The following is a 25,187-nucleotide window of genomic DNA, read 5'->3' on the forward strand; positions in this document are numbered from 1 at the left end:
ACTTATGAAATGTTTTTATATAGAACAATCACTTAAATTAAGTTTAATTTCTTTTGTAATTGTGCAAAGCATTTATTGTTTTTGTTATTATATTTTTTAAAATGCTTACACCAAATAGACAACTCCTTTCTGCAAGCACCTATTGAAGATGGGCTCCCAAAAGAAGCATATTTACACGAATAATCACAGAATAGTGGATAATTTTCTTTTCTTTTATTAATTGATTTCTTTGCCACAATTTACCTTTTAATTTATCGAATAATATGAAACTTTCTTATCTTTGAAAATAAATAAAAAGGAATTAATAATGGATAAAGAAAAATTTTTTTCAGATTCATTAAAAGAAAGTGCAGAAACTAAATTGAATATTGAAAAATATTGTAAAGAAGAAGTTTTAAAAGCTATAGATATAATTTCCGGGGCATACAGAAAAGGGAAAAAAGTTTTGCTATGTGGAAACGGAGGAAGTGCTGCAGATTGTCAGCATATAGCAACTGAGTTAATGATAAGATTGAGTCATAAAATTAATCGTCCTGCATTACCTGCAATAGCACTTACTACCGATACATCAAATTTAACAGCTGGGAGTAACGATCTTGGTTTCGAAAATGTTTTTGCAAGAAGTATTGAAGGACTTGGCAACGAAGGTGATATTCTAATTGCAATTTCAACAAGTGGAAATTCTCCAAACATTATAAAAGCTGCAGAAAAAGCTCATGAAAAGAAAATGTTTATTATTGGATTACTTGGTGGTAGTGGAGGTAAATTAAAAGATTATGTTGATTTATCTATTATAATACCTTCTTCAAATGTTCAAAGAATACAGGAAGGACATATTACCGTAGCCCATATAATTTGTGAGCTTGTTGAGTTCGATTTATTTGGTTAAGATTTCAGTACAATTTTTATAAATAATAATTTAATCCTATAAATAACACAAGTTAAAATTTTTTATCTTTGCAATGAATTTTATAAAAAGAGGGGAATATGACAGCAAATTTTGACATGATAAAGAAAGTATATGCAGGATTCGAAAAGAAAGTAAAAGCTGCGCGTAAAGTTGTAGGAAGACCTTTAACTTATGCCGAGAAAATACTTTATGCACATCTCTGGAATCCTGCAAAAAAAGAATTTATCCGCGGGAAAGATTTTGCTGAATTTGCACCAGACCGCGTAGCTATGCAAGATGCAACAGCACAGATGGCTATGCTTCAGTTCATGCATGCCGGAAGAAAAACTTCTGCTGTACCAGCTACTGCACATGCAGACCATTTAATTGTTGCTCAAAGTGGTTCTAAAGAAGACCTCGAAAGAGCAATCGAAGAAAACAAAGAAGTTTATGAATTCCTTGAGAGCATCTGTAAAAAATATGGAGTTGGTTTCTGGAAACCCGGTGCTGGCATAATTCATCAGGTTATTTTAGAAAATTATGCATTCCCGGGAGGAATGATGATAGGCTCAGATTCTCATACCCCAAATGCTGGTGGACTTGGAATGATCGCTATTGGTGTCGGGGGTGCCGATGTTGTTGATGTTATGGCGGGTATGCCCTGGGAATTAAAATGGCCTAAATTAATTGGTATTAAACTTACTGGAAATCTCTCTGGCTGGACATCTCCTAAAGATGTAATCCTGAAAGTAGCAGGAATTCTAACCGTTAAAGGTGGAACCGGTGCAATAATCGAATATTTTGGAGAAGGAACAAAATCAATTTCGTGTACGGGTAAAGCTACTATTTGTAATATGGGTGCAGAAGTTGGTGCTACAACTTCAATCTTTCCTTTTGATGATAGAATGGCAAATTACTTAAGGAAAACCGATCGTGCTGACGTAGCAGAACTTGCAGAGAAATTAGCTCACGAACTTAAAGCCGATGACGAAGTTTATGCAGAACCAGAAAAATATTTTGATCAGATAATTGAAATTAACTTAAATGAACTTGAACCTCATATTAATGGACCTTTTACACCAGATCTGGCTCATCCAATTTCAAAAATGAAAGAGGCTGTAATTCAAAATAACTATCCAGATAATATAAGCGTTGCATTAATTGGAAGCTGTACTAATTCAAGCTACGAAGATATTGATCGTGCAACTAATGTAGCCCGTCAGGCATTAGCTAAAGGTTTAAAAGCAAAAACTCAATTTACAATCACACCGGGTTCAGAACAGGTTCGTGCAACTATTGAAAGAGATGGTCAACTTCAGGTTTTGACAGAATTTGGTGGAACAGTTTTAGCAAATGCATGTGGTCCCTGCATTGGAATGTGGAAAAGAATGGATATAAAAACAGGCGAAAAAAATACAATTATAAATTCATTTAATAGGAATTTTGCTAAACGAAATGATAATAATCCAGAAACCTATTCGTTTATAGCAAGTCCCGAAATAGTTACAGCTCTTGCAATTGCAGGAAGATTATCCTTTAATCCAGAAACTGATTATTTAACTAACGATGCTGGAGAACAGGTAAAACTTGATCCTCCATATGGAGATGAATTACCCGAAAAAGGATTTATAAAAGATGTAGAAGGATATATTGCACCAACACCAGATGGTTACAAAACAGAAGTAAAAATTGATCCGAATAGCGAGCGATTACAATTTCTTGAAAGATTTGAGCCCTGGGATGGAAAAGACTTTATTGATTTACCACTTTTATTAAAAGTAAAAGGAAAGTGTACAACAGACCATATTTCTCCTGCTGGTGCATGGTTAAAATATCGAGGTCATCTGGATAATATCTCAAAGAATATGTTTCTAGGTGCTATCAATGCTTTTACTGATAAAGCAGGAGAAGCAAAAAATATTTTTACAGGTGAATATAAACAGGTTCATGAAGTAGCAAGAGAATATAAAGCTCAGGGACTCGGCTGGATTGTAGTTGGCGACGAAAATTATGGCGAAGGTTCATCCCGTGAACATGCTGCAATGGAACCAAGATACCTTGGCGGCAAAGCTATAATCGCAAAAAGTTTTGCTCGCATTCATGAAACCAATCTTAAAAAACAGGGAATGCTTCCACTCACTTTTGCTAATCCCGATGATTACGATAAAATTCGTGAAGATGATAGATTAAGTATTATTGGACTAAAAGATTTTGCACCTGAAAAACAACTTAAATTAATTGCAAAACATTCAGATGGCACTGAAGATGAAATCTGGTTGAATCATTCTTTTAGTTCTACACAAATAGAATGGTTCAAGGCTGGAAGTGCACTCAATTTAATTGCACAAAGTCAAATTAAAGCTGCAAAGAAAAAACAAGCAGCAAAAAAACCTAAAGCTGCTCAATTAAAAAAGGCTAAACCTGCTGCTAAAAAGAAAGAAGTGAAAAAAGCTACTGCAAAAAAGGCAAAAGCTCAAAAACCAAAAGCAAAAAAATTGGCTAAAAAAGCTGCTCCTAAAACAGCTACCAGAACACAAAAGAAAAAAGCAGTAAAATCAAGCAGTAAATCAAAAAAGAAATAATTTAAATATCCCCTTCGTGCAAATGTAAAACACGAAGGGGATTATTTAATCTCTTCTCCAGACAATTTTATCACCTTCTTTAATTCCATATTTATCTGTGTAACCTGCATTTACTTCTACTACATATTGTGCAGGTTGACCAGATGAATATGATTGTTCAGAAAATGGAGTTGTGTTTTTGTGAATCTTTACTATTTCCATTTTTGAATTAACAAAAATCATATCAAGCGGGATAAATGTATTTTTCATCCAGAATGATTGTTGTGCTTCATAAGGAAAAATAAATAACATCCCTTGATTCTCTTCCATTTTATCGCGAAACATTAAGCCAGTCATTCTCTGTTCGTCATCATCTGCAATTTCAATATTTAATTGTGAAATCAATTCACCATCAGGTTTAATAAATGTAAGCTCACCTTCTTTAGTAAATGAATATGCTGCTTTACCTTTCATTGCTTTTTCTAATTCTGGATTAATCTCTTCTTTATTCATAATGACATTTGATAAAACAAAATACACTATAAATAGCAGTATTACCACTCCAACTGTAACTTGCATAATTAAATTTTTTCTTTTCTTTTTTTTTACCATAGCTTTCCCTTTATTAATTACATTTTTAGTTTCATCATTTTATTTGATGAAAGAAAGATTAACAGAATTTCTTTATATCTACTTAAATCTGATTTTAATTCAATTAAATTCTTACCAGACTTTATTTTTGTTGTAATAATTATCTCTTCATCTGTATCATTACTCCCTTTCAACATTACTTCGTCTTCTGTTTCAGAAAATATTATAACATCAAAATTATCTTTTGATTTTTTAATCAAAACAGGTTTTAAGAAATTACTATTCATTAACGAAAAGTTTACTGGTTCAAATATTTCATTTTCATCCTGTTCTTTTCTGTTTACTGTTGATGTTTTATTATCTAAAAAGTTTTGAAACTTATAATCTTTTATACTCGAATATCTAAAAATTGCAAAGCCCTGTGCACCAATAGTTCTGGTATATTCAATCATCTTTTCGATTTTACTTTTGATATCATCCTTAAAAGCTCCGATTCCAATTATAACATTTTTCCCGAATGAATTATTAACCCATTCTCTGGTTATAACTTCAAAATTATTTTCAATAGACCAATAAACCTGAGGAACGATATAATCAAGCAATCCTCTTTTTAACCATTCTCTTGCATCCTGATAAACATCATTATATCCTTCCCAGCCACTCATTCCAGAGTGATTTTTGTAAATTCCAATTGGTGTAGCTCCAAGTTTAACATAAGGTTTTACAGATTTTATTTTTTTATTTATTAACTCAATTAAGTCTGTAATATTTTTTCTTCGCCAATTGTCTTTTGATAATCCTTTTCCGTAAATATTAAAAAGAGAATCATCATTAAAATTTCTGCCTGGATAACGAATGTAATCAAGATGAATTCCATCAACATTATAATTTTTTACTAATTCTTTAATCAAATCAGAAATATATTCTCTAACTTCTGGAATTGCAGGATTTAACCAGTATGATTTCATTTCATTTTCCTGATATTCAATAATCCAATCAGGTTTTCTTTTTACAATATGATCTGGATTATTTAAAATATCCAGTTCGCCACCTGCAAATACCTGCACAACATTCAACCATGCATGAATTTCAATGCCACGTTTATGTGCTTCTTGAATTGCAAATTGTAGTGGATCATATGGCAGATTTCCTTTACCATCAATATAAAATGAACACGGTTCAAAAGAAGAATTGAATAAAACAGTACCGTTACTTCTAACCTGAAAATAGATTGTGTTCAAATTTTTTGATTTAATGCTATCAAAAATTTCTATGAGAGATTTTTTTTGTACTTCAATATCAAAAGTTGGCGGTGGCCAATCCAATCTATGATTTGTTGCAATCCATACCGCACGAATTTCTTGATTTTTTTGAGAAAAGTTGATTGAATGGAATAGAAAGAAAAGCGAAGTTAATAAAAATATCTTCTTTATCAGCATCATTAAGCTTTATAATATTGTAGACCATTGTTTAATGCATAAATAACATCTTCTTTTTTTGTTTCAATATCGACAAATAACTCTCCAGCTTTTTTAAGAAGTACGAATTTAATTTTCTCATCTTTATTTTTTTTATCTCGTTTCATTATTTCATAAAGTTTTTTAGTATCATACTTTTGAATATCAATTGAATCAGCAAAACTTATTAGTAATGGTAAATATTTCTCGAGATTTGAATCGTTAAGTAAATTAATTTTATTTGATAGATGAAGTGCACATGCAAGTCCAGCAATTACAGCCTGTCCATGTTTTATATGATGTTTTTGTTCTACTTCAATTGCATGAGCAAAAGTATGACCAAGATTCAATACTTTCCTTAAACCTGTTTTTTCTTTTTCATCATTTCTGACTATATCACTTTTAAATTGAATACAATTTTTAATAACATCAATAATTGTAGTGCTATTAAACTCAAGAATTTTATTGCGTTTATTTTTGATTTCTTCGAAAAAATTATCTCCAATAAGTAGACCATATTTTAAGATTTCACCCATACCACAAACAATTTCTTCGTGTGGTAAAGTTTTTAGAAATTCTATATCAATAAACACCAGATCTGGTTGATAAAAAGTTCCGACAATATTTTTTGTGTTGCCAAAATTAATTCCTGTTTTACCACCAACAGAACTATCAACCATAGAAAGAAGTGTTGTTGGTACATTAATATATTTTATGCCTCGTGAATATATTGATGCAGCAAAGGATGCTACATCACCAGTTATTCCTCCACCAATAGAAATTAATAATGTATCTCTTCCAAAATTGTTTTTAATTAGAGCAGCGATAATATTTTTTATTTCAGTAAATGATTTATTTTTTTCTGTTGCCTCGAAGACATACAGAAATTTTTTCGTTCCAATATTATTATAAAATAAAGAAATCTTATCTCTATGATTTAGATACAGATTTTTATCAACTACCAGGAAAATATTTTTATTTCTTTTAATTACATCTAAGTTTGATAGTTTATGAAAGATATTGCTACCAAGATAAACTTGATAAAAATTATTTGGAATTTTTATATCAATCTTTTTCATTAAATAATCTCAATATTTTTTTTGCGATTGTATCAATTGTAACACCGATAGGATTGGAACTAGTATCAACAATTAGATCTGCTTTTTCATAGAAAGGTTTTCTTTTTTCAAGAAGTTCATTAATTCTTTTCATAAATTCTTCTTTTGAAGCTTCGCCAAGGACAAACTCACGTAATAATGGTCGATCGGTTTTATTTTTAAGTCTTTTATAAATTTCTTCTGGTGATACTTTAAGATAAATAATTTTTCCTGTGTTTTTCATTAATTCATAATTATCTGGAAATGTAATAGTCCCACCTCCAAGTGAAATAACAACATTATCCTTTTGAGTTAATTTTTTTAGTATTTCACTTTCAAGATTTCGGAAGTATGGTTCACCTTTTTTCTCGAATATTTCAACAATTGTAGATTTTTCAAATTCTTCGATTTCCTGATCGAGATCATAAAAATCTAATCCAAGCACATTAGATAGGATTGGTCCTATCGTGCTTTTACCACTTGCCATAAATCCAGTTAGATATATACGCATAACTTTTATAAAAGTTTATTGACAAATATAAATAAACTTATTGAACATCAGAATTACTGTTATTAACATTTTATTAGAAATGAATTCCAATTCCAAGGCAAAAACTTATTCCATCGACATTGGTTTTTGTGGTAAAAGTTTGTGGATATATATAGTATCTTCTGCCATTATGGATTAATGAGTTATCGGAGTATTTACTTTTCAATTCTATGTTTGGATCACGAAACCTCATTTGTGTTCGTAAAAAAATTAAACTATTAATTATATAATCCATAGTAAAAGAGACCTGAATGCCAAAATCAAAATTAATTTTATCATTAACAGCATAAATGTTCTCAAAATTTCTGTTGCTTTTTCCAAAATAAAATCCTGCACCACCACCCATATAAAATTTAAATTTTTCTGTTGAAAATGGGAGCAGATAATAAAGTGTTATTTCAAAAGGAATAATTTTATATCCATCGTTAATATCCAGACTTATCTGGCCAAGGTTATAATTTTTAATAACCAAATTTTTTTCCACATACTCGATCCAGAAACCAGCATATAAGTTTTCGAGCATTTGAATGCTAAGTTCGGTTGATAGACTAATTATATCATTTAATTCATTATATGACGAACGAACAACTGGATCCGGTGAGTCTGGCTGTAAATAAAACTTAGAAGTATTAGTATAATTGAAGTTTACTGATACATTAAAATTCTGAAAAGTTTGCGAGTAAATAAAAGTTGAATAGAAAATAAATATCAAATAAAAACAACGATTCATTCTTAAAAAAAATTGTGTTTAAAACTAAATAAATTTTTTAAACGAAACTCAATGTATAAATAAAAAAAGCCGTGATTATAACTCACGGCTCTTTATCTGCGAACAAAAATAATTAACGATAAAAGAGATGCCGATTATCTACAATATCAGCTTCTTTTTTAATTTCCTGCAGCCACATATTGAGTAAATAATTTTTCTTATACTGAGCAAGTTCTCTTCTAATTCCAAGCTTTTGTAATTCAAAAGTATTAGGATCGAACTTAGTACGATATCTTACATTTATCAAATAAACACCCAGGTTACCTTTAACCGGTTGTGACCATTTATTCAATTCTCCTTTAAGCGAGTAATCTGCAAAAGCATATTCCAACCCAAGATTAGGGATAGAACCTGCAGAAGTAAATTCTGAAGTAGAATCAACCCGGGCTTTATTCCACACAGTTAATGCTAAATTTTTATCTCCATTATCACCAAGTTTAGCACGAATTTGTTTAGCAATCGACAATGCTTTTTGAATCTTTTTCTCTTGAATAACTTTTGCTCTTACAAAGTTTTTAACTTCTTCAAACTTCTGGAAACCAGCTTTCTTTGCATCAGAAATTTTAACTACAACATAACCTGCAGGAACTCGGAATACATCGCTTACATCACCCAGACTATTTTCAAATGCCCATTTAACCAGTGCTTTATTTACTCCCAATCCAGGAATTGCAACTACATCTTCTGTAAAAGGTGGAGTTTCAATAACATCGTATTTCATCATTTTAGCTTCAGATTCAAAACCATTTTCTTTTGCTACGTAAGCAAAATCTGATGCATCTTGATAAAGTTTATCGAGTGTTGAAGCTGAGATTTGTATTTTATTAGTAATCTTTTCTATAACAAAATCTTCATTTAATTTACCAGTAACTTTTATTATATGATAACCATAAGTTGTCTTAACAGGTTTTTGAATAACACCTACTTTGCCTTTGAAACAAGCATCTTCAAATTCTTTAACCATCTGGCCTTTAGAAAACCAGCCCAGGTCGCCACCATTTGCTGCAGAACCAGGATCGTTTGATTTTGATTTTGCAACTGTGGCAAAATCGGCTCCTTTAATTAATTCATTATAAATTTGATTTGCTTTTTCTAAATCTTGTTTATCATTTCCTGTAGAACGAATCAAAATGTGAGAAGCACGAACAACTTCATTTTTAGATTTAACCCTATCGATCAACTTATAAATTGTATATCCTTCGTAAGTGGCAATTGGTCCAATTACATCACCTTTATTTGATTTAAGTAAAATATCTCTTACCTGTACAGGAAGTGCTGTAATTGAAATTGTATCTCTTCTATAAGGTTGATCTGAATATATCTGAACATAAGATTTAAATGAAGCAGTATCACTTTTAATTTTAGCTACAATAGCTTCAAGATTATTTTTAATTCCTATAGAATCACTTTTAGATGGCTGACGGCGGAAAAGTACATACTTAAGTTTTCTGGTAGGTTCAACTTTATAATCTTCTTTATGTTTTTCATAATAATTTTTTAATTCTTCTTCAGTGACTTTAATTTCGTTATCTGGTATAGAGCCAGTGCTAACAAGAACATAATCGGCACGCATTTTAATATTTTGCCTGATGAAATGCTCTTTAACTTCTTCGTCGCTAATAACAATTGAAGCAAAAAGATAATCCTGAAGTTTTTGTTGTTGTAATTGTTCTCTAATTAAATCTTCATAATAAAGAACAATTTCTTTATTTCTTGGATCTCGAAGAGCCTGTTCGTAGAGTTGTCTATTGAAAAATCCAGTTGAATCAGTAAATTGTCTTCTCAATTCTTCTGGTGGATTTGGTCCAAGGAGAGCTTCTCTAACTTCGTCATCGGTAACAACAATTCCAAATTCTTTTATTTTTTTCTGAAGTAATTTTTGAGTGACGATTGCATCCCATACCTGATCTCTAAAGAAATCCATCTGGCTTTCGTCAATTTGCTGTCCAGTCATTCTTTCTTGATTCTGTCGTGCTCGTTCAACCATATTCGAAAAATCCTGGTAAGAAATTTCCTCTCCATCAATGGAACCCACATTTTGAGATCTTTGACCTAAAAATTCAAGAACTCTTGAATCTGATATAACCATAAAAAGAACAAATAAACCACCCACAAGAAGAATGAACCACGGAGCTAAACTCCTCATTCGGGCCATCATCGCCATATAATTCAACCTCCGTTTAAAGAAAACATTAAATTTTAGGAAGTTAATTTAGATACACTGTATAACAAAAGCAATGAAGAAGAATGTTTATTTTATTAAGAATCCATGTAAATATCTGGAAGGTAAAAATAAGTTTTGTTTAGAAATGCATTAAGAAATTATTAAAAACTAACCTTTTTTGTATAAGCTTTAAATAATAACTCATTATATTCATCAAAAGAGATTTCAACCGAGCCAAACATTTTCAAATGTTCTGTTTGAAATTGAACATCAAGTAATACAAATCCTTTTTCATTTAATCTTTCTAAAAGTTTTACGAGTGCACATTTTGAAGCCTGCGATACTTTTGAAAACATCGATTCGCCAAAAAATGCTCCACGGTATGCAATTCCATAAAGTCCTCCAACCAATTCATTATTTTCATAAACTTCAACAGAATGAACATAACCGAGTTTAATTAATTTTTTATAAGCTTCTATTAATTCTTCAGAAATCCAGGTATGAGGTCTATTTGCACAATTTAGAATTACTTCAAGAATTTTTTCGTCGTATTTGTATTCAAAATTTGATTTTTCCATAAACTTACGAAGTGAGCGAGGTATGTTGTAGTTATCAAGTGGAATAATAGTTCTAATTTCTGGCAGATACCATTCAATTACTCCATTCTCATCTGCCATAGGGAAAGCACCCTGTGCATAAAGTTGAATCATATATTCGGGTTTGAGAAAATCTTTTTTAGAAATAATTTGCTTTTCACTCATGTGATATTACTTCGAACTTTATTATATCAAAACCTTTTTTAGATTCAAACCCGGCAAAGAATACTCCAATAAAAACGAGCAACATTCCTACAAGAAAAGTTGCAATAATAAAAGTATCCATTTTTTGGACAACAAATATTGAAGATAATCCCAGTAATATCGAAGTCAACACAAACAGAGAAACAGCACTCACTAAATATAAAACTGCATTCCGAACAAGTTTTAATCGATAAACCAATGCTTCTATTTGCTTTGCAATACTTGCAAGACGCACATTTTCTTCTGTATCAAGAGCTTTTTCGCCAGCTTTTAATAACAATCTTCTTTTTTCTTCATTCAATAATCTTATTCGATTGGCCAAAAGTGAATATCGATTATTCAAACTCAGAAGAAGAAGACCGCAGGCACTTATCATGACTGCAGGTGCTAACATCAATTGAATTATGTTAACTGCTTTAATTGAGAATAAATTTTCCATCTTATTTTGAATATATATAATTATGAAGAACTTCGATTGTTTCTTTTTGTACCTTTAAATCTATTTCTAAAAGATCACGAATTGATAAGATTCCAACAAGTTTATCATTTTCAATTACTAATATATGTCTTGTACCTCTATCTTTCATTTTTTTTAAGCATTCTTCGTATGTTTCATTTATATCTGCAAGAACTAAATCTTTAGACATAACTGTATCTACAGTAGTCGACTTTAAATCAAGGTTATTTGCAATTACTCTTCTTACTAAATCTCTTTCAGAAAATACGCCGAGTAATTTTCCGTCTTCGCTTAAAACAGGAACCAAACCAATATTATATTTTGCCATAAAGAGGACTGTATCGTAAATACTGGTTCCCGATTTTACAGTTAATATACTCTTGGTAAGAATTTTTTGTTTTATTGATTTCATTTCCCCTCCAAATTTTTTCTACAAAGACTTAAAGTCTATTTTAATCTAATATAAATAAGTAGAGAATTGCAACAGTTTAAATTTTAAAATCAAATTTTGTTTGAAGCTACCTCTTCAATTTCTTCGATTGATTTTGGAATAGGTTTTCCAAGTATTCTACTTCCATTGTTTGTAACTAAAATATCATCTTCGATTCGTATTCCACCGAAATTTTTATATAAATTCAGTCTCTGATAATTTATAAATTCTTCGAACTTTTTTTCTGCTTCCCATTTTTCAATTAATTGTGGAATAAAATAAATACCGGGTTCTACTGTAATTACAATTCCCGGTACCAGAGCTTTTGCATAACGAAGCGATTTTAGTCCAAATTGAGAGCTTCGTTTTATTTTATTATCGTAGCCAAAATTATTTTCACCAAAATTTTCAAGATCATGAACATCAAGACCAAGTAGATGACCGAGTCCATGTGGAAAGAAAAGAGCATGAGCTCCTTGTTTTACAGCTTCTTTAATATCACCTTTCATTAATCCAAGTGCTTTTAAGCCTTCTGCAATTACTGTTGAAGCTTTCAAGTGGATATCTTTATAACTAACTCCCGGTTTAATGGATTTTATAGCTGTTAACTGTGCAAGTAAAACTATTTCATAAATTTCTTTTTGTATCTGAGAAAATTTACCACTTACAGGAAAAGTTCTTGTAATATCACTTGCATAATGTAAAAAACTTTCTGCACCACTATCATTTACAACAATATCTCCAGCTTTTAATTTATTTCCATAATAATGATTATGAAGAGTTTCGCCATGCTTCGAAAAAATAACTGGAAAAGACAAACCATTTCCCATTGAAATTGCTATTCCTTCAATAAAACCAGCTATTTCTTTCTCAATCATTCCTGGTTTTGTAAATCTCATAGCCGATACCTGCATTTCATATGCAATTGAAATTGCTTTTTCTATTTCTTCTATTTCCTCTCTTGATTTAACAGCACGCTGTTCGGCTACTGCTTTAATTAATTCAGGAGATGCATAATCATTTATTCTTGTAGCATCAATTCCCAGTAATATTTGTAACTTAATCATATTACTATGTCGATATTGCGGAATGAAATGAATTTTTCTTCCTTTTGATAGTGCGTTTTTCAAAATATTTTCCAACTCACTCATACTATAAGTCTGTTTAACTCCACATCTTGAGGCTTTTTGTTTAACTGTTTTTTGTGGACCCATCCAAATTATTTCATCTATTGTAAAATCATTCCCAAAAATCAATTCTTTGTTTTCGTCTATATCAATAATAGCTGCAAAGTTTGGCTCGTCAATCCCGAAGTAATATAGAAATGTACTATCCTGTCTGAATCTGTAGGTATTATCTGTATAATTCATTGGTGATTCATCATTACCCAAAAAAAGAATTAGACCACTTTTAATTTTCTTTTTTAGTTCATTTCTTCTTTCTTTATAAATCTTTGGTGAAAACATTTTATCCTCTTTATAATATTTTTAATTCTTTTAGCAAAATAAAAAATAAATTTTTAACAAAAAGTTTATTTCTAATTCTTTATGTAAATTTATTAATCAATTTAGCACCCGATAATTTTTTTAATTATTTTGTAATTCAATTCTTGAGATTAATAACCAACAGCAATTATGATTGATAAAAAAACAAAAGCATTATGGAAGAAAAGATTGCAGGAAGAAATTGATGCTGAATTTCTGTATAAAACTTTATCAGAAATAGTAGAAGATGAAATCAAAAAATCTCTTTACCAAAAGTTAGCTTTAATAGAGGAAAAACATATAAATGTTTGGTTAGAACATTTTAAAAGAAATTCTATTCCCATTGATGAATTAAAACCAACAATAAAAGCCAGGTTATTAAGTAAGTTCAGCAAAAAATATGGTTCTACTTTTTTAAGCAGATTGATGTTAATGGAAGAATCATCAGAAGTAAAATCATATCTAAATCTTTATAAAAACTCCGATTCTTCTCAAACAAAAGACATAGCATTAAAGTTAGCCAAAGATTCAGCATTACACGCAAAATCGTTAATGACTTCACTGGAGAAGCAAGCAGAACCATGGCATGCAGCTGAATCTGGAGGATTACTTCGAAATATAGTTTATGGATTTAATGATGGATTAACAGCAAATTTTGGATTGATAGCCGGCGTAATTGGTGCTTCTGCTCAGCAGCATATAATATTGATTTCAGGTATAGCAGGAATGATTGCAGATGCACTTTCGATGGGCTCATCTGGTTATCTTGCAGCAGTAAGTGAAAAAGAAGTATACGAACATGAAAAAGCAATGGAAGCTGAAGAAATTAAATTGATGCCAGAACTTGAAATTGAAGAACTCGCATTAATTTATGAATCAAAAGGAATTGAAAAAACTGAAGCATTGCAAAGAGCTAAAGAAATTATGCAAAATCCACAACAAGCACTTGAAGATAAAATGCACGAAGAACTTGGATTGGCTGAACGAAATATTAGTCCCTTAACCGAAGGCTGGGTTACAGGATTAGCAACTGCAATTGGGGCACTAATACCAATCTTCCCATTTTTCCTTTTTGATGGATCAATTGCAATCTGGAGTTCATTTGCTATTTCAATGTTGTCTCATTTTGCTGTTGGGGCAGCAAGAAGTTTCTTCACAGGTAGAGGTATTTTCCGAAGTGGTTTTGATATGTTTATAGTTGGATTTGGAGTTGCTGCAATTGGATATATTATTGGTGATCTGGTCTTAAAATTATTTTTGTAATGACCACAAAGACGTAATAACTATTTTTCAAGCTCAAAATAAATTTAGATAAAGATGAACAACAAATTAAAATCACTTTTGTTCGCCATCGCATCAATTATATTATGGTCAACATCGGCAACTGCTTTCAAACTTACTTTGAAAGGATTGAGTGTTTCTCATCTTCTTTTAATTTCTTCTTTTACAAGTACAATCATTTTTTTTGTTTTTATGTTATTAAATTCTCAAAAAAATATATTATTGATACTCAGAGGTAAAGATTTCAAAAATAACTTAACTCTGGGAATAATTAATCCCTTTCTTTATTATTTAATATTATTCAAAGCATATTCAATTTTACCTGCACAGGAAGCACTTCCATTAAATTACACATGGCCTATTGTAATTTCGATTTTTTCTGTTCTTTTTCTTAAAAATAAACTTACTGCAAGAACAATAATTGGTTTAATTATAGCTTTCATGGGTGTAATAACAATTGCAACAAGAGGAAATATTTTCAGTCTACATTTTCATAATTTACTTGGAGTTTCACTTGCTATAGGAAGTTCTGTAGTTTGGGGATTATTCTGGATACTCAATCTACTCGACAATAGAGAACCATCAGAAAAACTTTTTGGATCATTTTTATTTGGTACTATTTTAATTGCATTCTATGTTTTTCTTTTTGATGCGGACTTTAATATTCAATTAAATTATTTCTTAGGAGCAGTCTATATTGGATTTTTTGAAATGGGCATCACATTCTTTTTGTGGTTGAAAGCATTATCATTAAGCGAAAATAAAGCCCATACCGCAACACTTGCTTATCTTTCTCCATTCATTTCATTAATATTTATCTCATTAGTACTTGGCGAAAAATTATTTGCTTCATCTGTACTGGGACTTGTTCTTATTGTTGGTGGGATATTAATTCAACAAATAAAACAGAATTAATCTTCTTACCAGTTTTCTACTTTATCAATATTTTCATCTTTACCAAATAAAATAAGGCTATCCCCTTTTTCAATAACATAATTTGAATTAGGGAATATTACATTTTCCTTATCTGTTGATGATTTTTTTATCATTAAAACTTCCAGATCAAAATTTTTTCTGAATTCAAGTTGCAAGAGTGATTTCCCGACTAAATCTTTAGGAACATTTTTTTCTATTATTGAATATCCTTCAAATATTTTTACTCTTTTTGCTTTTTCCAGTTTAATGAGATTGAACGAGAGTTGCTCAATTAATTCTGTTTTTAAGCTTTCTTTATTGTATAAAGAAATAACATCATTTCTACTAATTGTACCAAGTATTTTTTCACCATCAGAAGAAACAACTGGAAATTCATCAATTTCAGTAATTTCAAATAATCTAATAACAGTTTCTAATGTATCATCTTCTTTGATTATAGTGATATTATTCGAAGCAATATCTTTTGCAACAAGAATATCCTTAATACTTTCATACGAAGTAAACAATTCTCTTAAGTTCGATAGAGATATGTATCCATTAATTTTCCCAGAATTATTAACTATATAAAAAACATTATGATTACTTTCCACTAATTTCTTGATTAAAACTGTTAGCGGTGTATTTTCATGAATAACATCTATATCTTTTTTCATTGCATATTTAACAGGTATAAAATCGATATTTATTTCTTTTCTTTGTGCAATTCGATAACCCTGTTGTTCAAGGTATCTCTCGTGTATAGATTTTTTTAACGTAAGTTGAACAAACATTGTGCTTGTTACAACTGCAAGCATTAATGGAAGTATAAATGAATAATCTTTTGTCATTTCAAAAATTATTAAGATGGCAGAAATAGGTATAAAATTAATTCCTCCAAGTACAGCTCCCATTCCAACTAACACAAATGCTGTTATATCAATATTATTTCCAAATAAGGTATGCGTAGAAATTCCATACAAATAACCAAGACAGGCACCAATAAATAACGAAGGAGCAAAAATACCACCAAAACCACCTGAGTTCAGTACCATAGGAACCAGCATAAATTTTAAGATCAACAAAATAAAAACTACTTGCCATGCCAATGAATTCGAAAGAATTTGATTAATTCCGTTGTAACCAATTCCAAAAATATATTTATAGAAATAACCACTTATACCTACAATTAATCCAATAGATGTCATTAAAACCCACTGTGGAATTTTCTTAATAAATTTTATCTGGAAAAATTTATTTAATAAATCTGAATAAGTAACAAATGCAAAAGAAACAATGCCTGCAAATATTCCAAGCAAAGCATAATGATAAAGTTGAAGATAATTACCTACTTCTGGACTATGAAAAATAAAAACAGATTTATTTCCTAAAAAAGATCTTGATACAGCACTTGCAGTTATTGATGAAAGAATTAAAGTAGGAAAGCTGGAAGTAGAAAATTCATTTAATAAAATAATTTCAAGGGCAAAGAAGATTCCTCCAATAGGTGTATTGAAGATAGCGGAGATAGCAGCACCAGCTCCAGCTGCAGTAAGAACTCGTTTTTTATTATCCGGAAGTTTAAATAAAAATGCTAACTTATTAGCAATTCCTCCTCCCAGACGAGCTGCTGGTCCTTCGGGCCCAACTGTATTTCCAGAGCCAATACTAATAACTGGAGCTATAAAATGAAATATTGTTGTTCTGAATGGGATTCTATTACTAAGAGCAACTGCTTTAATAACTTCTGTAACCCCTCGTTTGTTTGCATAATCCGGGGCTAATAAAATCATTATACTTTGAATTAACATTCCCACTGCTGGAATAAAAATAACAGCATAAGTACCAAGGAAATATAAACCATTTGCAGTTTGTTTAAAAAAGAGTTCATTGAAGAACTCAATTGAATTGTGGAACAAAACAGCGGCTAAGCCAACTATTAATCCAGTAACAATTGAATATAAAATATTTAATGTGAACTCGTGCTTGATTGAGTATGAAAAAATTTTCCGGGAAAGTTTTTTATTAAAAAACAATCTTATTCCTTTTACTTTTCCTTTCTAATAATTATCAACGTTGCATCGTCGTCCCAATTTCTTCCGCCGCCATAAACATAAAGTGTATCAAAAACTATATCCAATAATTGATCTGGTGTTTTATCGAAATGTTCTTGAATAATTTTCTTTAATCCAGAGACATCAAAATCATTTTTATTTCCATTTTTTCTTTCAGTAATTCCATCACTAAAAAGAACAAGTAAGCTTCCGGGTTTCATGAAAGCATGTCCGCGTTGTATATTAATTTCTGGTAAAGCACCAAAGATTAATCCGGTAGAATCAAGCTCTATAAATTCTTTGCCATCGTATAATAATGGTGCTGGGTGACCAGCATTTACATAAAGTATATTTCCATTTTTTTCAATTTCTGCATAAAATAGAGAAATAAAACTTGTTGAGTATACACTGCGATAAATAACATTATTTAATTTTTTAAATGTATAAACCATTTTAAGATGTTTTTCGAGTCCCATTCTAAGTCCAGTAACAACATCGCGAGCTAATAATGCAGCAGGTAATCCATGACCACTTGCATCGCCAATACATACACCAAAAACTTCGTCATCAAAATTAAAGTAATCATATAAATCACCACCGACCATCTCTGCAGGAATTGATCTTCCTGCAACAGTTAGTCCTTCAAATTCAGGAGCATTGAGCGGCAATAAGCTTTGTTGAATTTGAGCAGCCTGTTCCATTTCATTTTTTACAGCTTCAGAAGTTAATCTATATGATAGAACAGTTCTTACTGCATTCAAGCACAATTCAATTTCTTCACGTATCCAGCCGCTCATTAAATCAAAAATAAAAATCCATCGCTGGTCTTTACTTTTAACAGTAATTGCTGCTGGAATTCTGTATTCTCCATTTTGTCCAACAGTTTTATCGATCGTTAATTCTGGATTATCAAAAATATACGTCTTTGATTTTAGTAATACCTGAATAGCATTTGAATCAACAGGAATTTTTTCAGGATGATTTTTATTTGAAGATATTAAAACGAATTCGTTTTCTCTTTCTTCATAAATTCTACCGTTGCCAATATGTAAATCCTGGCCAAATGTTCTTTCGAGTTCATCAACAATTGAAAAGAGAAAATCTTTACCAGATTTTTCCTGTCCAATTTTCGAAAGGAGAGAATCCAGCTTTCTATGAAATATTTTTGGATCGAGCATATCTTTCAAAGATTAAATTAATTTATAATATAAATTTACAAAAGATAATAAACTTATTTTAATAAAATTTATGGCTTAAGTTAAAGTTGAAGGTAAATAGCACTCTTAGATTAAATTATTTCATCTGGATTGATTCATTTCTTAATAAATTTTAGTTTTGCAGGAATTTTAAATTAATATTGTGAGAAAAGATGGAAACACAAAGTATTTCAATCCCATTATTAAGTTTACTCCCATTCGTTTTGATGTTATTATCAATTGCAATATTCCCTTTATTCTGGAATCACTTCTGGGAAAAAAATTCTAACAAATTAATTGTTGCAATTATACTCAGCTTTCCTGCAGCTATTTATCTTTTAGCAGCAAATTTAAGTGACCACTTATACGAAACGATGGTTTTTGATTATGTGCCATTTATAATTCTTCTTGGTTCCCTTTTTACAATAACAGGAGGAATATATTTATCGGGCGATATTCAGGCAAAGCCTTCTGTAAACACATTATTTTTAGGAATTGGTGCAGTGCTTGCATCATTTATGGGAACAACAGGTGCTGCAATGCTTTTAATTCGTCCTGTCATTCAAACAAATAAAGAAAGACAATTTAAAGTGCACACCATTTTATTTTTCATTGGTATTATTGCTAATTGTGGTGGTTTATTAACACCACTTGGAGATCCACCTTTATTTATGATGTATTTACGCGGTGCACATTTTACCTGGTTCTTTAAATTATTCCCTGAATGGTTTATTACTAATGCACTTCTTCTATTAATTTATTTTATAGTTGATTCATATTATTATAAAAAGGAACCCATTTCTTCCATTCAACTTGATAGAACAAATATTCGTCCAATAAAGTTAGAAGGAAAAATTAACTTTTTGTGGCTTGCAGGTGTTGTTTTATCTGTTGCTTTCCTGAATGAACAATATTTACATTTTATTGAAAAGAATGAATACTATAAATTCATTCGTGAAGCTGCAATTGCTGCTATGGCTATCCTTTCTCTTTTATTTACACCAAAACTTGTAAGACAATCAAACAACTTTACATGGGAACCAATTAAAGAAGTTGCTTATTTGTTCTTTGGAATATTTATAACAATGGTTCCATGTTTACTTTATCTTGAAGTAAATGCACATACTTTAGGTGTTACACTGCCACATCAGTTTTATTATTATACTGGATTATTAAGTAGTTTCCTTGACAATACTCCAACAGCAGTTACATTTCATTCTTTAGCTTTAGGTTTAGGAATTAATACTGGTAATCTTGTTGCTGGAATTCCAGAAGAATTATTAAAAGCAATTTCTACAGGTGCAGTCTTTTTTGGTAGTATGACTTACATAGGAAATGGTCCAAACTTCATGGTTAAAGCAGTTGCAGAAGAAAATAACATTAAAATGCCAAGCTTCTTTGCTTATATGTACAAGTTCTCTTTAATAGTTCTATTACCAATTTTTATAATAATTCAATTATTATTCATATAATTAAAAAAAGAGAGACTACAATTTCATATCAAGATTTATTTGTTTGTAGTCTCTCTTTATTGCTGGTAAAATTAGTGCAAGTAAAAAAGTTATTAATCCAAGATAATAAAATATATCACCCACGATATGATCATAATTAATAATTCCTGTTTCGTTCAGAATATAATTCCAATCATGATAAACTTTTTTACCACCCAATAATGGTAATCTCATTAATCTTGCATCTGAAGCATATGCGCTGATGTTTAAAAAATTTTCGCCCAGCCAGATTAAAAAGATTTGTGCAATAACAGTATTGTTAACTTTCAAATAATAAACTACAAACATTAAAGGAATTAAAATCTGTGTAATTGTTCCACCAAGAGTATAAATGAATTTACCAAATAATTTAAATATGCCGTGCCCTCCTTCGTGGATTAATAAATTTATGTAATCAATAAATATAAATTTTCCACCATTATTTATTAGATAAACAACGATTGGAATTAACAAAATAGAACTAATCCATTTTTTAAAATTGATCTTCAAACTAATCTTCAAACATTTTTCTTAATTGATTAATATCTCGAGTTATTCCCAGACATACAATTAATTTTATTCTTGCTTTCTGTCCATTCAAATATTCCGCAAAAATAACTCCAATTTGTTTTAACCATTTACCAGCTCCCTGATAACCATAAATATCAAGTGTTTCGCCAGCAGGACATCTTGAAACAAGAACTACAGGAATATTTTTTTCTACTGCATATTTTATTCCCTCAAATGCCTTAGGTGGAACATTACCTACTCCCATAGCTTCAATAACAATCCCATCAACACCACTATCGGCAGAGAATCGGAAAAATTTTTCATCCATGCCAGCATAAACTTTAATTAAATCAACATTAGGATTAATTTCATCAACTTCAAATTTTTCAAGCTTTCTTGGCATTCGATTAAAAAATACTCTCCCTTTATCAACAAATCCCAGAGCACCAAAATCGAGACTTCTAAATGTTTCTACATCTTCTGTATGAGTTTTTGTTACTTCACTTGCAGCATTAATTTCTCCATTAAGGCATACTAAAACTCCCATGCCTCTGCTATTTGGATTATTAATAATATGAATCGCATCAATTAAATTTTGTGGGCCATCCCAGTCTGGTTCAGAACTTGTTTTCATTGCTCCAATCACAACAATTGGTTTTTCTGTCTTAACCACTAAATCCAGAAAGTAAGCTGTTTCTTCAAGAGTATCTGTTCCGTGAGTAACAATTATTCCATCTATTGCTGGATTATTAACTAACTCTTTAATTTTTTTTGATAGCTCAAACATCAATTGCGGAGTCATGTGGGGACCTGGATAATTACCAAATTCATAAATCGAAATATTTGCAAGATTTTTTGCTTCGGGAATTAGTTGCATAATTTCATTCCCATGAAAGAAAGGAACTGCAGCTTTTGTGTGTTCATCAATTTTCATTGAAAAAGTACCACCGGTAAATACAATTAATATATTTTTCATTAATCCTCTCAAAATAATTTTAAGTTACACTTAATTAAAAAACTTGTACTGTAATTATGAGATAATCTTTCATAAAAATTTTTTTGATATTAAAACACAATATGATATAACAAAAAATATCAAAACTCTTATGAAAAACATAAATTTTATTACTTTAATAAGATTCATTTCTAATGTTATCAAAATATTAAATTTTTATTAGCATAATAAAAAACACCATTAACTCATACTTCTTATATAAAAGCATACTTAATAACTCACTCACAAATGCCATCAGAACTCCTCTTTAATGAAAATAATTTTCTTGACAAAAAAAGTTTATAAATTTATATTGTTATCGATATTATACTAATTAAACCGTTTTTATATATAATGAATTGGTTTAAGTAGTCCCTTTTTTAATTTCTTTATACTTTTTTAATGAAAATAAATCGAAAATAGTTATAAGGGGGAGCCATGAAGTCAAATTTTTACAAATCTTTCTACTTACTAATCTTTTTCACTTCACAATTAATTTTAGCACAGGGTTCCGGAAGTATCAAAGGAAAAGTAATAGACAGTAATACAAAAGAACCATTAGTAGGTGCAAATGTTGTAATTGTTAACACAAGTCTTGGTGCAGCAACAGACTATGATGGAAAGTTTGTAATTCATAATGTACCTACTGGTAAAAGAGTAATAAAAATTTCATATATCGGTTACAAAACAAAAGTTATTGAGATTGATGTTGGTACAAAAATAATTGATTTACAGGATATTCCCTTAGAACAACAAGTAGCAATAGAACTTGAAGTAGTTGTAACTGCACAGGCAAGAGGGCAACGTGATGCTATAAACAAACAATTATCATCAAACACTATTAAGAATGTAGTTTCTGCAGAAAGAATTAGAGAATTACCAGATGAAAGTGCTGCTGCAGCATTAAGCCGTTTACCAGGTATGTCGTTAATGGATGGAGATAAAATTGTAGTAAGAGGCATACAGGCAAAACAAAATGTAATATTAATGAATGGAATCCAATTACCATCAACTGATATGAATGATCGTTCAGTTAATCTTGGTTTTATTTCATCAAATATGCTTTCTGGTATAGAGGTAATTAAAGTACTAACACCAGATATGGATGCAAATGCAATTGGTGGTGTGGTAAACTTAAGAATTATGGAAGCACCTGAAAACTTTCATTTCGATGTACTTTCACAAGGAACATATAATAGTCAAGATAGAACATTACCAAACGATAATTATAAATTCTGGGTAAGTGCAAGCAACAGATTTTTTAATAATAAATTAGGCATCTTCGTTCAAGGAAATATTGATAGAGTAAACGCTGGTGGAGATATAACAAACGCAGGATATCAGAAGGGTGTTGATACTATGGGTTATGGATTAGCTGAATATAGAATGTTAGATTTTGCTTTTTCTGACGAAGAAAATATTGTTACAAATACTGGTGGTAGTGTTGTTATTGATTACAAACTACCAAATGGAAAAATCTTTTTACAAAATACTTTAGCACATACAGTAAATGACATGGCAAGATATAGAACTGAATTTGATTTTGCCGAAAACAGCTTATTCTACACTCTGAATCGCGATAAACATAATAAAGAATTACTTATTAATGCACTTCAAGCAGAATATAACTTTGGAAAATTTAAAACAGAATTAAGTTTATCACATTCTTACTCGGATAAAAATACAGATATAAGATATGGCGACCCTGGACTGGAATTCGGTTTCCGTGAATCTAAAGGACAACCATTCGTAAAGTATGAAAATGGTAATATGGTTTATGTAACTTATGTACGTGAACGTGATTACATGACACCGGACGATGTTTATAAAATTCAACTTGATCCCGATGCCTGGAAACGTAGCCCAATTTATGGATGGGCTGGTATGCGTTCTGAAGCATTCAAGCAGAATTTGTATACTGCTAAACTTGATTTATCCTACCCCATTAGTATTACTCAGGCTATTTCTGGTACAATTAAATTGGGTGGAAAGTATGACTTTTCTAAAAGAAATAATAATGTTGAAGAAAGTTATCATCGAGTAGGTGATCCTGATTTTTATAATGCTGTAAGCAATTTCTTCACTAATAAAGTTATTAGCAATTCCTCTCCTCTAATGTTTGCCGATATTAGAAATTATGATTACAAAAGAGGCGATTATTTTCTTGATGGTACTTACGACTTTGAATACGCAATAGATAAAAAACTTATGGATTCGTTTTTGCCTAAATCTGTAAGTGGCTGGTTAAAATCAAGACATCGTGCAAAATCCGAAAGAGATGATTTTGAAGGAAAAGAAACTTTTAAAGCAAGCTACATAATGGGTGAATTTAGTATTGGTTCAAAATTCAATGTAATATTAGGTGCAAGATACGAACACTTTAATAGGAATTACAAAGCTAACTTTTTCTATGTAACACATGCTGTTGATGGTGATGGAGTTCTTTACGATACCTTAAACAATGCTAATCGTAACGAAGAAAATATATTCCCAAATTTACAACTACGCTATAAAATTACTGATTGGGCTGATTTAAGAGCTGCTTATTCAAAATCAATCTCAAGACCTGATTACTTAGCTCTCTTGCCCAATATTTATTATGAACCAGGTGGAGGAGCTTCGGCCGGTAATCCTAATCTTAAACCTACTGTAACAACAAATTACGATTTAGCTATGTATTTCTATAGTAATAAACTGGGTTTGTTAACAGTTACCGGATTTTATAAAAAATTAAAAGATGTTTTCTTCCAGACACAATTTTATTATCAAAATATTAAATCATGGAACGTATGGTTCCCAGATTCAGCACTATGGAATGCTTTGAAACTTCAAGCTCCTAATAGATCTCAATTAGTTACATCTTATGTAAATAATCCAAACCCAGGTTATCTTCGTGGATTTGAAATAGAATGGCAAACAAATTTCTGGTACCTGCCAAAACCATTTAATTCTCTGGTACTAAATATAAACTACACAAGAACCTGGTCTAAAATGGATTATCAAGTTATCGAAAATATTGACTCGGTTGCTGGTTCAGGTATTAGACAACGTCATTATTATCTTACAAAATCAAGAGTTTATTCAGGCAGATTGCTTCATCAAGCCGATCACATTCTCAATATTGCAATTGGGATAGACTATAAGGATTTCTCAGGAAGAATTTCTTACAACTTAAAAGATGCTGTAACTTCATATGTTGGTGTAAGACCTGAAGAAGATCAATTAACTGGCACTATTCACAGATGGGATCTAACTTTACAACAAAAACTTCCTATTAAAGGATTCAGTATTTTCTTCAATGGAGTGAATTTATTCCGCAAACCAATAAAAACATATAGAGATTTTAGAAGACCAAACCAGACAGAAATAATTTCAAATCTGGTTTCAACAAGTTATTATCCTACATTTTATGAAATTGTACTAAGATACAGTCTTTAATTACTAACAACTCAATTATGGAGGTATTATATGCAATAAATATTTTATCTCAATTTATGTTAC

The 25,187-nt window shown here is 30.5% G+C and carries 20 protein-coding genes; 6 read left to right on the forward strand and 14 right to left on the reverse strand.

The window, feature by feature from the left end; all coding sequences use genetic code 11:
* Positions 1 to 307 precede the first annotated feature (307 nt).
* Both VJY38_RS05665 and VJY38_RS05670 read left to right on the forward strand, forming a co-directional pair.
* Positions 308 to 889 carry a D-sedoheptulose-7-phosphate isomerase gene (locus VJY38_RS05665; protein ID WP_353679701.1) on the forward strand — a complete coding sequence of 194 codons (582 nt, stop codon included), beginning with the start codon at positions 308 to 310 and terminating at the stop codon, positions 887 to 889.
* A gap of 98 nt (positions 890 to 987) precedes the next feature.
* Complete coding sequence (locus VJY38_RS05670; protein ID WP_353679702.1) at positions 988 to 3,471, forward strand: aconitate hydratase; 2,484 nt, start codon at positions 988 to 990, stop codon at positions 3,469 to 3,471.
* A 45-nt stretch (positions 3,472 to 3,516) separates the two neighbouring features.
* Here the strand turns inward: VJY38_RS05670 and VJY38_RS05675 are convergent, their stop codons facing one another.
* The 10 genes from VJY38_RS05675 to VJY38_RS05720 all read right to left on the reverse strand — a co-directional run bounded on the left by VJY38_RS05675 (position 3,517) and on the right by VJY38_RS05720 (position 13,231).
* On the reverse strand, positions 3,517 to 4,062 hold the full coding sequence (locus tag VJY38_RS05675) for a DUF192 domain-containing protein (protein ID WP_353679703.1): 546 nt from the start codon (positions 4,060 to 4,062) through the stop codon (positions 3,517 to 3,519).
* Between the two features lie 17 nt (positions 4,063 to 4,079).
* Positions 4,080 to 5,483, reverse strand: coding sequence for a glycoside hydrolase family 10-like protein (locus tag VJY38_RS05680; RefSeq protein WP_353679704.1), 1,404 nt, complete (start codon positions 5,481 to 5,483; stop codon positions 4,080 to 4,082).
* Entirely contained in the window at positions 5,483 to 6,577 is a 1,095-nt protein-coding gene (gene aroB, locus VJY38_RS05685) for a 3-dehydroquinate synthase (protein ID WP_353679705.1), read from the reverse strand. Before aroB ends, VJY38_RS05680 begins: the two co-directional genes overlap by 1 nt.
* Positions 6,564 to 7,106 carry a shikimate kinase gene (locus VJY38_RS05690; protein ID WP_353679706.1) on the reverse strand — a complete coding sequence of 181 codons (543 nt, stop codon included), beginning with the start codon at positions 7,104 to 7,106 and terminating at the stop codon, positions 6,564 to 6,566. Before VJY38_RS05690 ends, aroB begins: the two co-directional genes overlap by 14 nt.
* Positions 7,107 to 7,179: 73 nt before the next feature.
* Positions 7,180 to 7,875: a hypothetical protein gene (locus tag VJY38_RS05695; protein ID WP_353679707.1), complete on the reverse strand. Its 696-nt coding sequence runs from the start codon at positions 7,873 to 7,875 to the stop codon at positions 7,180 to 7,182.
* A gap of 112 nt (positions 7,876 to 7,987) precedes the next feature.
* Positions 7,988 to 10,060 carry a peptidylprolyl isomerase gene (locus VJY38_RS05700; protein ID WP_353679708.1) on the reverse strand — a complete coding sequence of 691 codons (2,073 nt, stop codon included), beginning with the start codon at positions 10,058 to 10,060 and terminating at the stop codon, positions 7,988 to 7,990.
* A 179-nt stretch (positions 10,061 to 10,239) separates the two neighbouring features.
* Entirely contained in the window at positions 10,240 to 10,839 is a 600-nt protein-coding gene (aat, locus tag VJY38_RS05705) for a leucyl/phenylalanyl-tRNA--protein transferase (RefSeq protein ID WP_353679709.1), read from the reverse strand.
* A complete protein-coding gene (locus tag VJY38_RS05710) occupies positions 10,832 to 11,317 on the reverse strand; it encodes a DUF2721 domain-containing protein (RefSeq protein ID WP_353679710.1) in 486 nt (161 codons plus the stop codon). Before VJY38_RS05710 ends, aat begins: the two co-directional genes overlap by 8 nt.
* Position 11,318: 1 nt before the next feature.
* Positions 11,319 to 11,747 (reverse strand): CBS domain-containing protein, encoded by a 429-nt coding sequence (locus VJY38_RS05715; RefSeq protein WP_353679711.1) that lies wholly within the window; start codon positions 11,745 to 11,747, stop codon positions 11,319 to 11,321.
* 89 nt (positions 11,748 to 11,836) lie between these two features.
* On the reverse strand, positions 11,837 to 13,231 hold the full coding sequence (locus VJY38_RS05720; protein ID WP_353679712.1) for an aminopeptidase P family protein: 1,395 nt from the start codon (positions 13,229 to 13,231) through the stop codon (positions 11,837 to 11,839).
* A gap of 168 nt (positions 13,232 to 13,399) precedes the next feature.
* Between VJY38_RS05720 and VJY38_RS05725 the strand changes: the two genes are divergently transcribed.
* Positions 13,400 to 14,512, forward strand: a complete 1,113-nt coding sequence (locus VJY38_RS05725) for a VIT1/CCC1 transporter family protein (RefSeq protein WP_353679713.1) — start codon at positions 13,400 to 13,402, stop codon at positions 14,510 to 14,512.
* 54 nt (positions 14,513 to 14,566) lie between these two features.
* Complete coding sequence (locus tag VJY38_RS05730; protein WP_353679714.1) at positions 14,567 to 15,445, forward strand: DMT family transporter; 879 nt, start codon at positions 14,567 to 14,569, stop codon at positions 15,443 to 15,445.
* A 5-nt stretch (positions 15,446 to 15,450) separates the two neighbouring features.
* On the opposite strand, the gene VJY38_RS05735 is transcribed toward VJY38_RS05730, so the two are convergent.
* Both VJY38_RS05735 and VJY38_RS05740 read right to left on the reverse strand, forming a co-directional pair.
* Positions 15,451 to 17,478 carry a chloride channel protein gene (locus VJY38_RS05735; protein WP_353679715.1) on the reverse strand — a complete coding sequence of 676 codons (2,028 nt, stop codon included), beginning with the start codon at positions 17,476 to 17,478 and terminating at the stop codon, positions 15,451 to 15,453.
* A gap of 11 nt (positions 17,479 to 17,489) precedes the next feature.
* Positions 17,490 to 18,674, reverse strand: coding sequence for a PP2C family protein-serine/threonine phosphatase (locus VJY38_RS05740; protein WP_353679716.1), 1,185 nt, complete (start codon positions 18,672 to 18,674; stop codon positions 17,490 to 17,492).
* Positions 18,675 to 18,865: 191 nt separating this feature from the next.
* Here VJY38_RS05740 and VJY38_RS05745 point away from each other — a divergent pair, with 191 nt between their 5' ends.
* Positions 18,866 to 20,164: a sodium:proton antiporter gene (locus VJY38_RS05745; protein ID WP_353679717.1), complete on the forward strand. Its 1,299-nt coding sequence runs from the start codon at positions 18,866 to 18,868 to the stop codon at positions 20,162 to 20,164.
* A 15-nt stretch (positions 20,165 to 20,179) separates the two neighbouring features.
* Here the strand turns inward: VJY38_RS05745 and VJY38_RS05750 are convergent, their stop codons facing one another.
* Positions 20,180 to 20,692, reverse strand: a complete 513-nt coding sequence (locus VJY38_RS05750) for a hypothetical protein (RefSeq protein ID WP_353679718.1) — start codon at positions 20,690 to 20,692, stop codon at positions 20,180 to 20,182.
* Between the two features lies 1 nt (position 20,693).
* Positions 20,694 to 21,668 (reverse strand): asparaginase, encoded by a 975-nt coding sequence (locus tag VJY38_RS05755; protein ID WP_353679719.1) that lies wholly within the window; start codon positions 21,666 to 21,668, stop codon positions 20,694 to 20,696.
* A gap of 456 nt (positions 21,669 to 22,124) precedes the next feature.
* On the opposite strand from VJY38_RS05755, the gene VJY38_RS05760 reads away from it, so the two are divergent.
* Positions 22,125 to 25,124, forward strand: a complete 3,000-nt coding sequence (locus tag VJY38_RS05760) for a TonB-dependent receptor (RefSeq protein ID WP_353679720.1) — start codon at positions 22,125 to 22,127, stop codon at positions 25,122 to 25,124.
* Positions 25,125 to 25,187 lie beyond the last annotated feature (63 nt).

Source organism: Rosettibacter firmus (assembly GCF_036860695.1).
Lineage (GTDB): Bacteria > Bacteroidota > Ignavibacteria > Ignavibacteriales > Melioribacteraceae > Rosettibacter > Rosettibacter firmus.

Coding starts and splice junctions, on each gene's coding strand:
- VJY38_RS05665 (WP_353679701.1), top strand. CDS start 308: ATGGATAAAGAAAAATTTTTTTCAGATTCATTAAAAGAAAGTGCAGAA.
- VJY38_RS05670 (WP_353679702.1), top strand. CDS start 988: ATGACAGCAAATTTTGACATGATAAAGAAAGTATATGCAGGATTCGAA.
- VJY38_RS05675 (WP_353679703.1), bottom strand. CDS start 4,062: ATGGTAAAAAAAAAGAAAAGAAAAAATTTAATTATGCAAGTTACAGTT.
- VJY38_RS05680 (WP_353679704.1), bottom strand. CDS start 5,483: ATGATGCTGATAAAGAAGATATTTTTATTAACTTCGCTTTTCTTTCTA.
- aroB (WP_353679705.1), bottom strand. CDS start 6,577: ATGAAAAAGATTGATATAAAAATTCCAAATAATTTTTATCAAGTTTAT.
- VJY38_RS05690 (WP_353679706.1), bottom strand. CDS start 7,106: ATGCGTATATATCTAACTGGATTTATGGCAAGTGGTAAAAGCACGATA.
- VJY38_RS05695 (WP_353679707.1), bottom strand. CDS start 7,875: ATGAATCGTTGTTTTTATTTGATATTTATTTTCTATTCAACTTTTATT.
- VJY38_RS05700 (WP_353679708.1), bottom strand. CDS start 10,060: ATGAGGAGTTTAGCTCCGTGGTTCATTCTTCTTGTGGGTGGTTTATTT.
- aat (WP_353679709.1), bottom strand. CDS start 10,839: ATGAGTGAAAAGCAAATTATTTCTAAAAAAGATTTTCTCAAACCCGAA.
- VJY38_RS05710 (WP_353679710.1), bottom strand. CDS start 11,317: ATGGAAAATTTATTCTCAATTAAAGCAGTTAACATAATTCAATTGATG.
- VJY38_RS05715 (WP_353679711.1), bottom strand. CDS start 11,747: ATGAAATCAATAAAACAAAAAATTCTTACCAAGAGTATATTAACTGTA.
- VJY38_RS05720 (WP_353679712.1), bottom strand. CDS start 13,231: ATGTTTTCACCAAAGATTTATAAAGAAAGAAGAAATGAACTAAAAAAG.
- VJY38_RS05725 (WP_353679713.1), top strand. CDS start 13,400: ATGATTGATAAAAAAACAAAAGCATTATGGAAGAAAAGATTGCAGGAA.
- VJY38_RS05730 (WP_353679714.1), top strand. CDS start 14,567: ATGAACAACAAATTAAAATCACTTTTGTTCGCCATCGCATCAATTATA.
- VJY38_RS05740 (WP_353679716.1), bottom strand. CDS start 18,674: ATGCTCGATCCAAAAATATTTCATAGAAAGCTGGATTCTCTCCTTTCG.
- VJY38_RS05745 (WP_353679717.1), top strand. CDS start 18,866: ATGGAAACACAAAGTATTTCAATCCCATTATTAAGTTTACTCCCATTC.
- VJY38_RS05755 (WP_353679719.1), bottom strand. CDS start 21,668: ATGAAAAATATATTAATTGTATTTACCGGTGGTACTTTTTCAATGAAA.
- VJY38_RS05760 (WP_353679720.1), top strand. CDS start 22,125: ATGAAGTCAAATTTTTACAAATCTTTCTACTTACTAATCTTTTTCACT.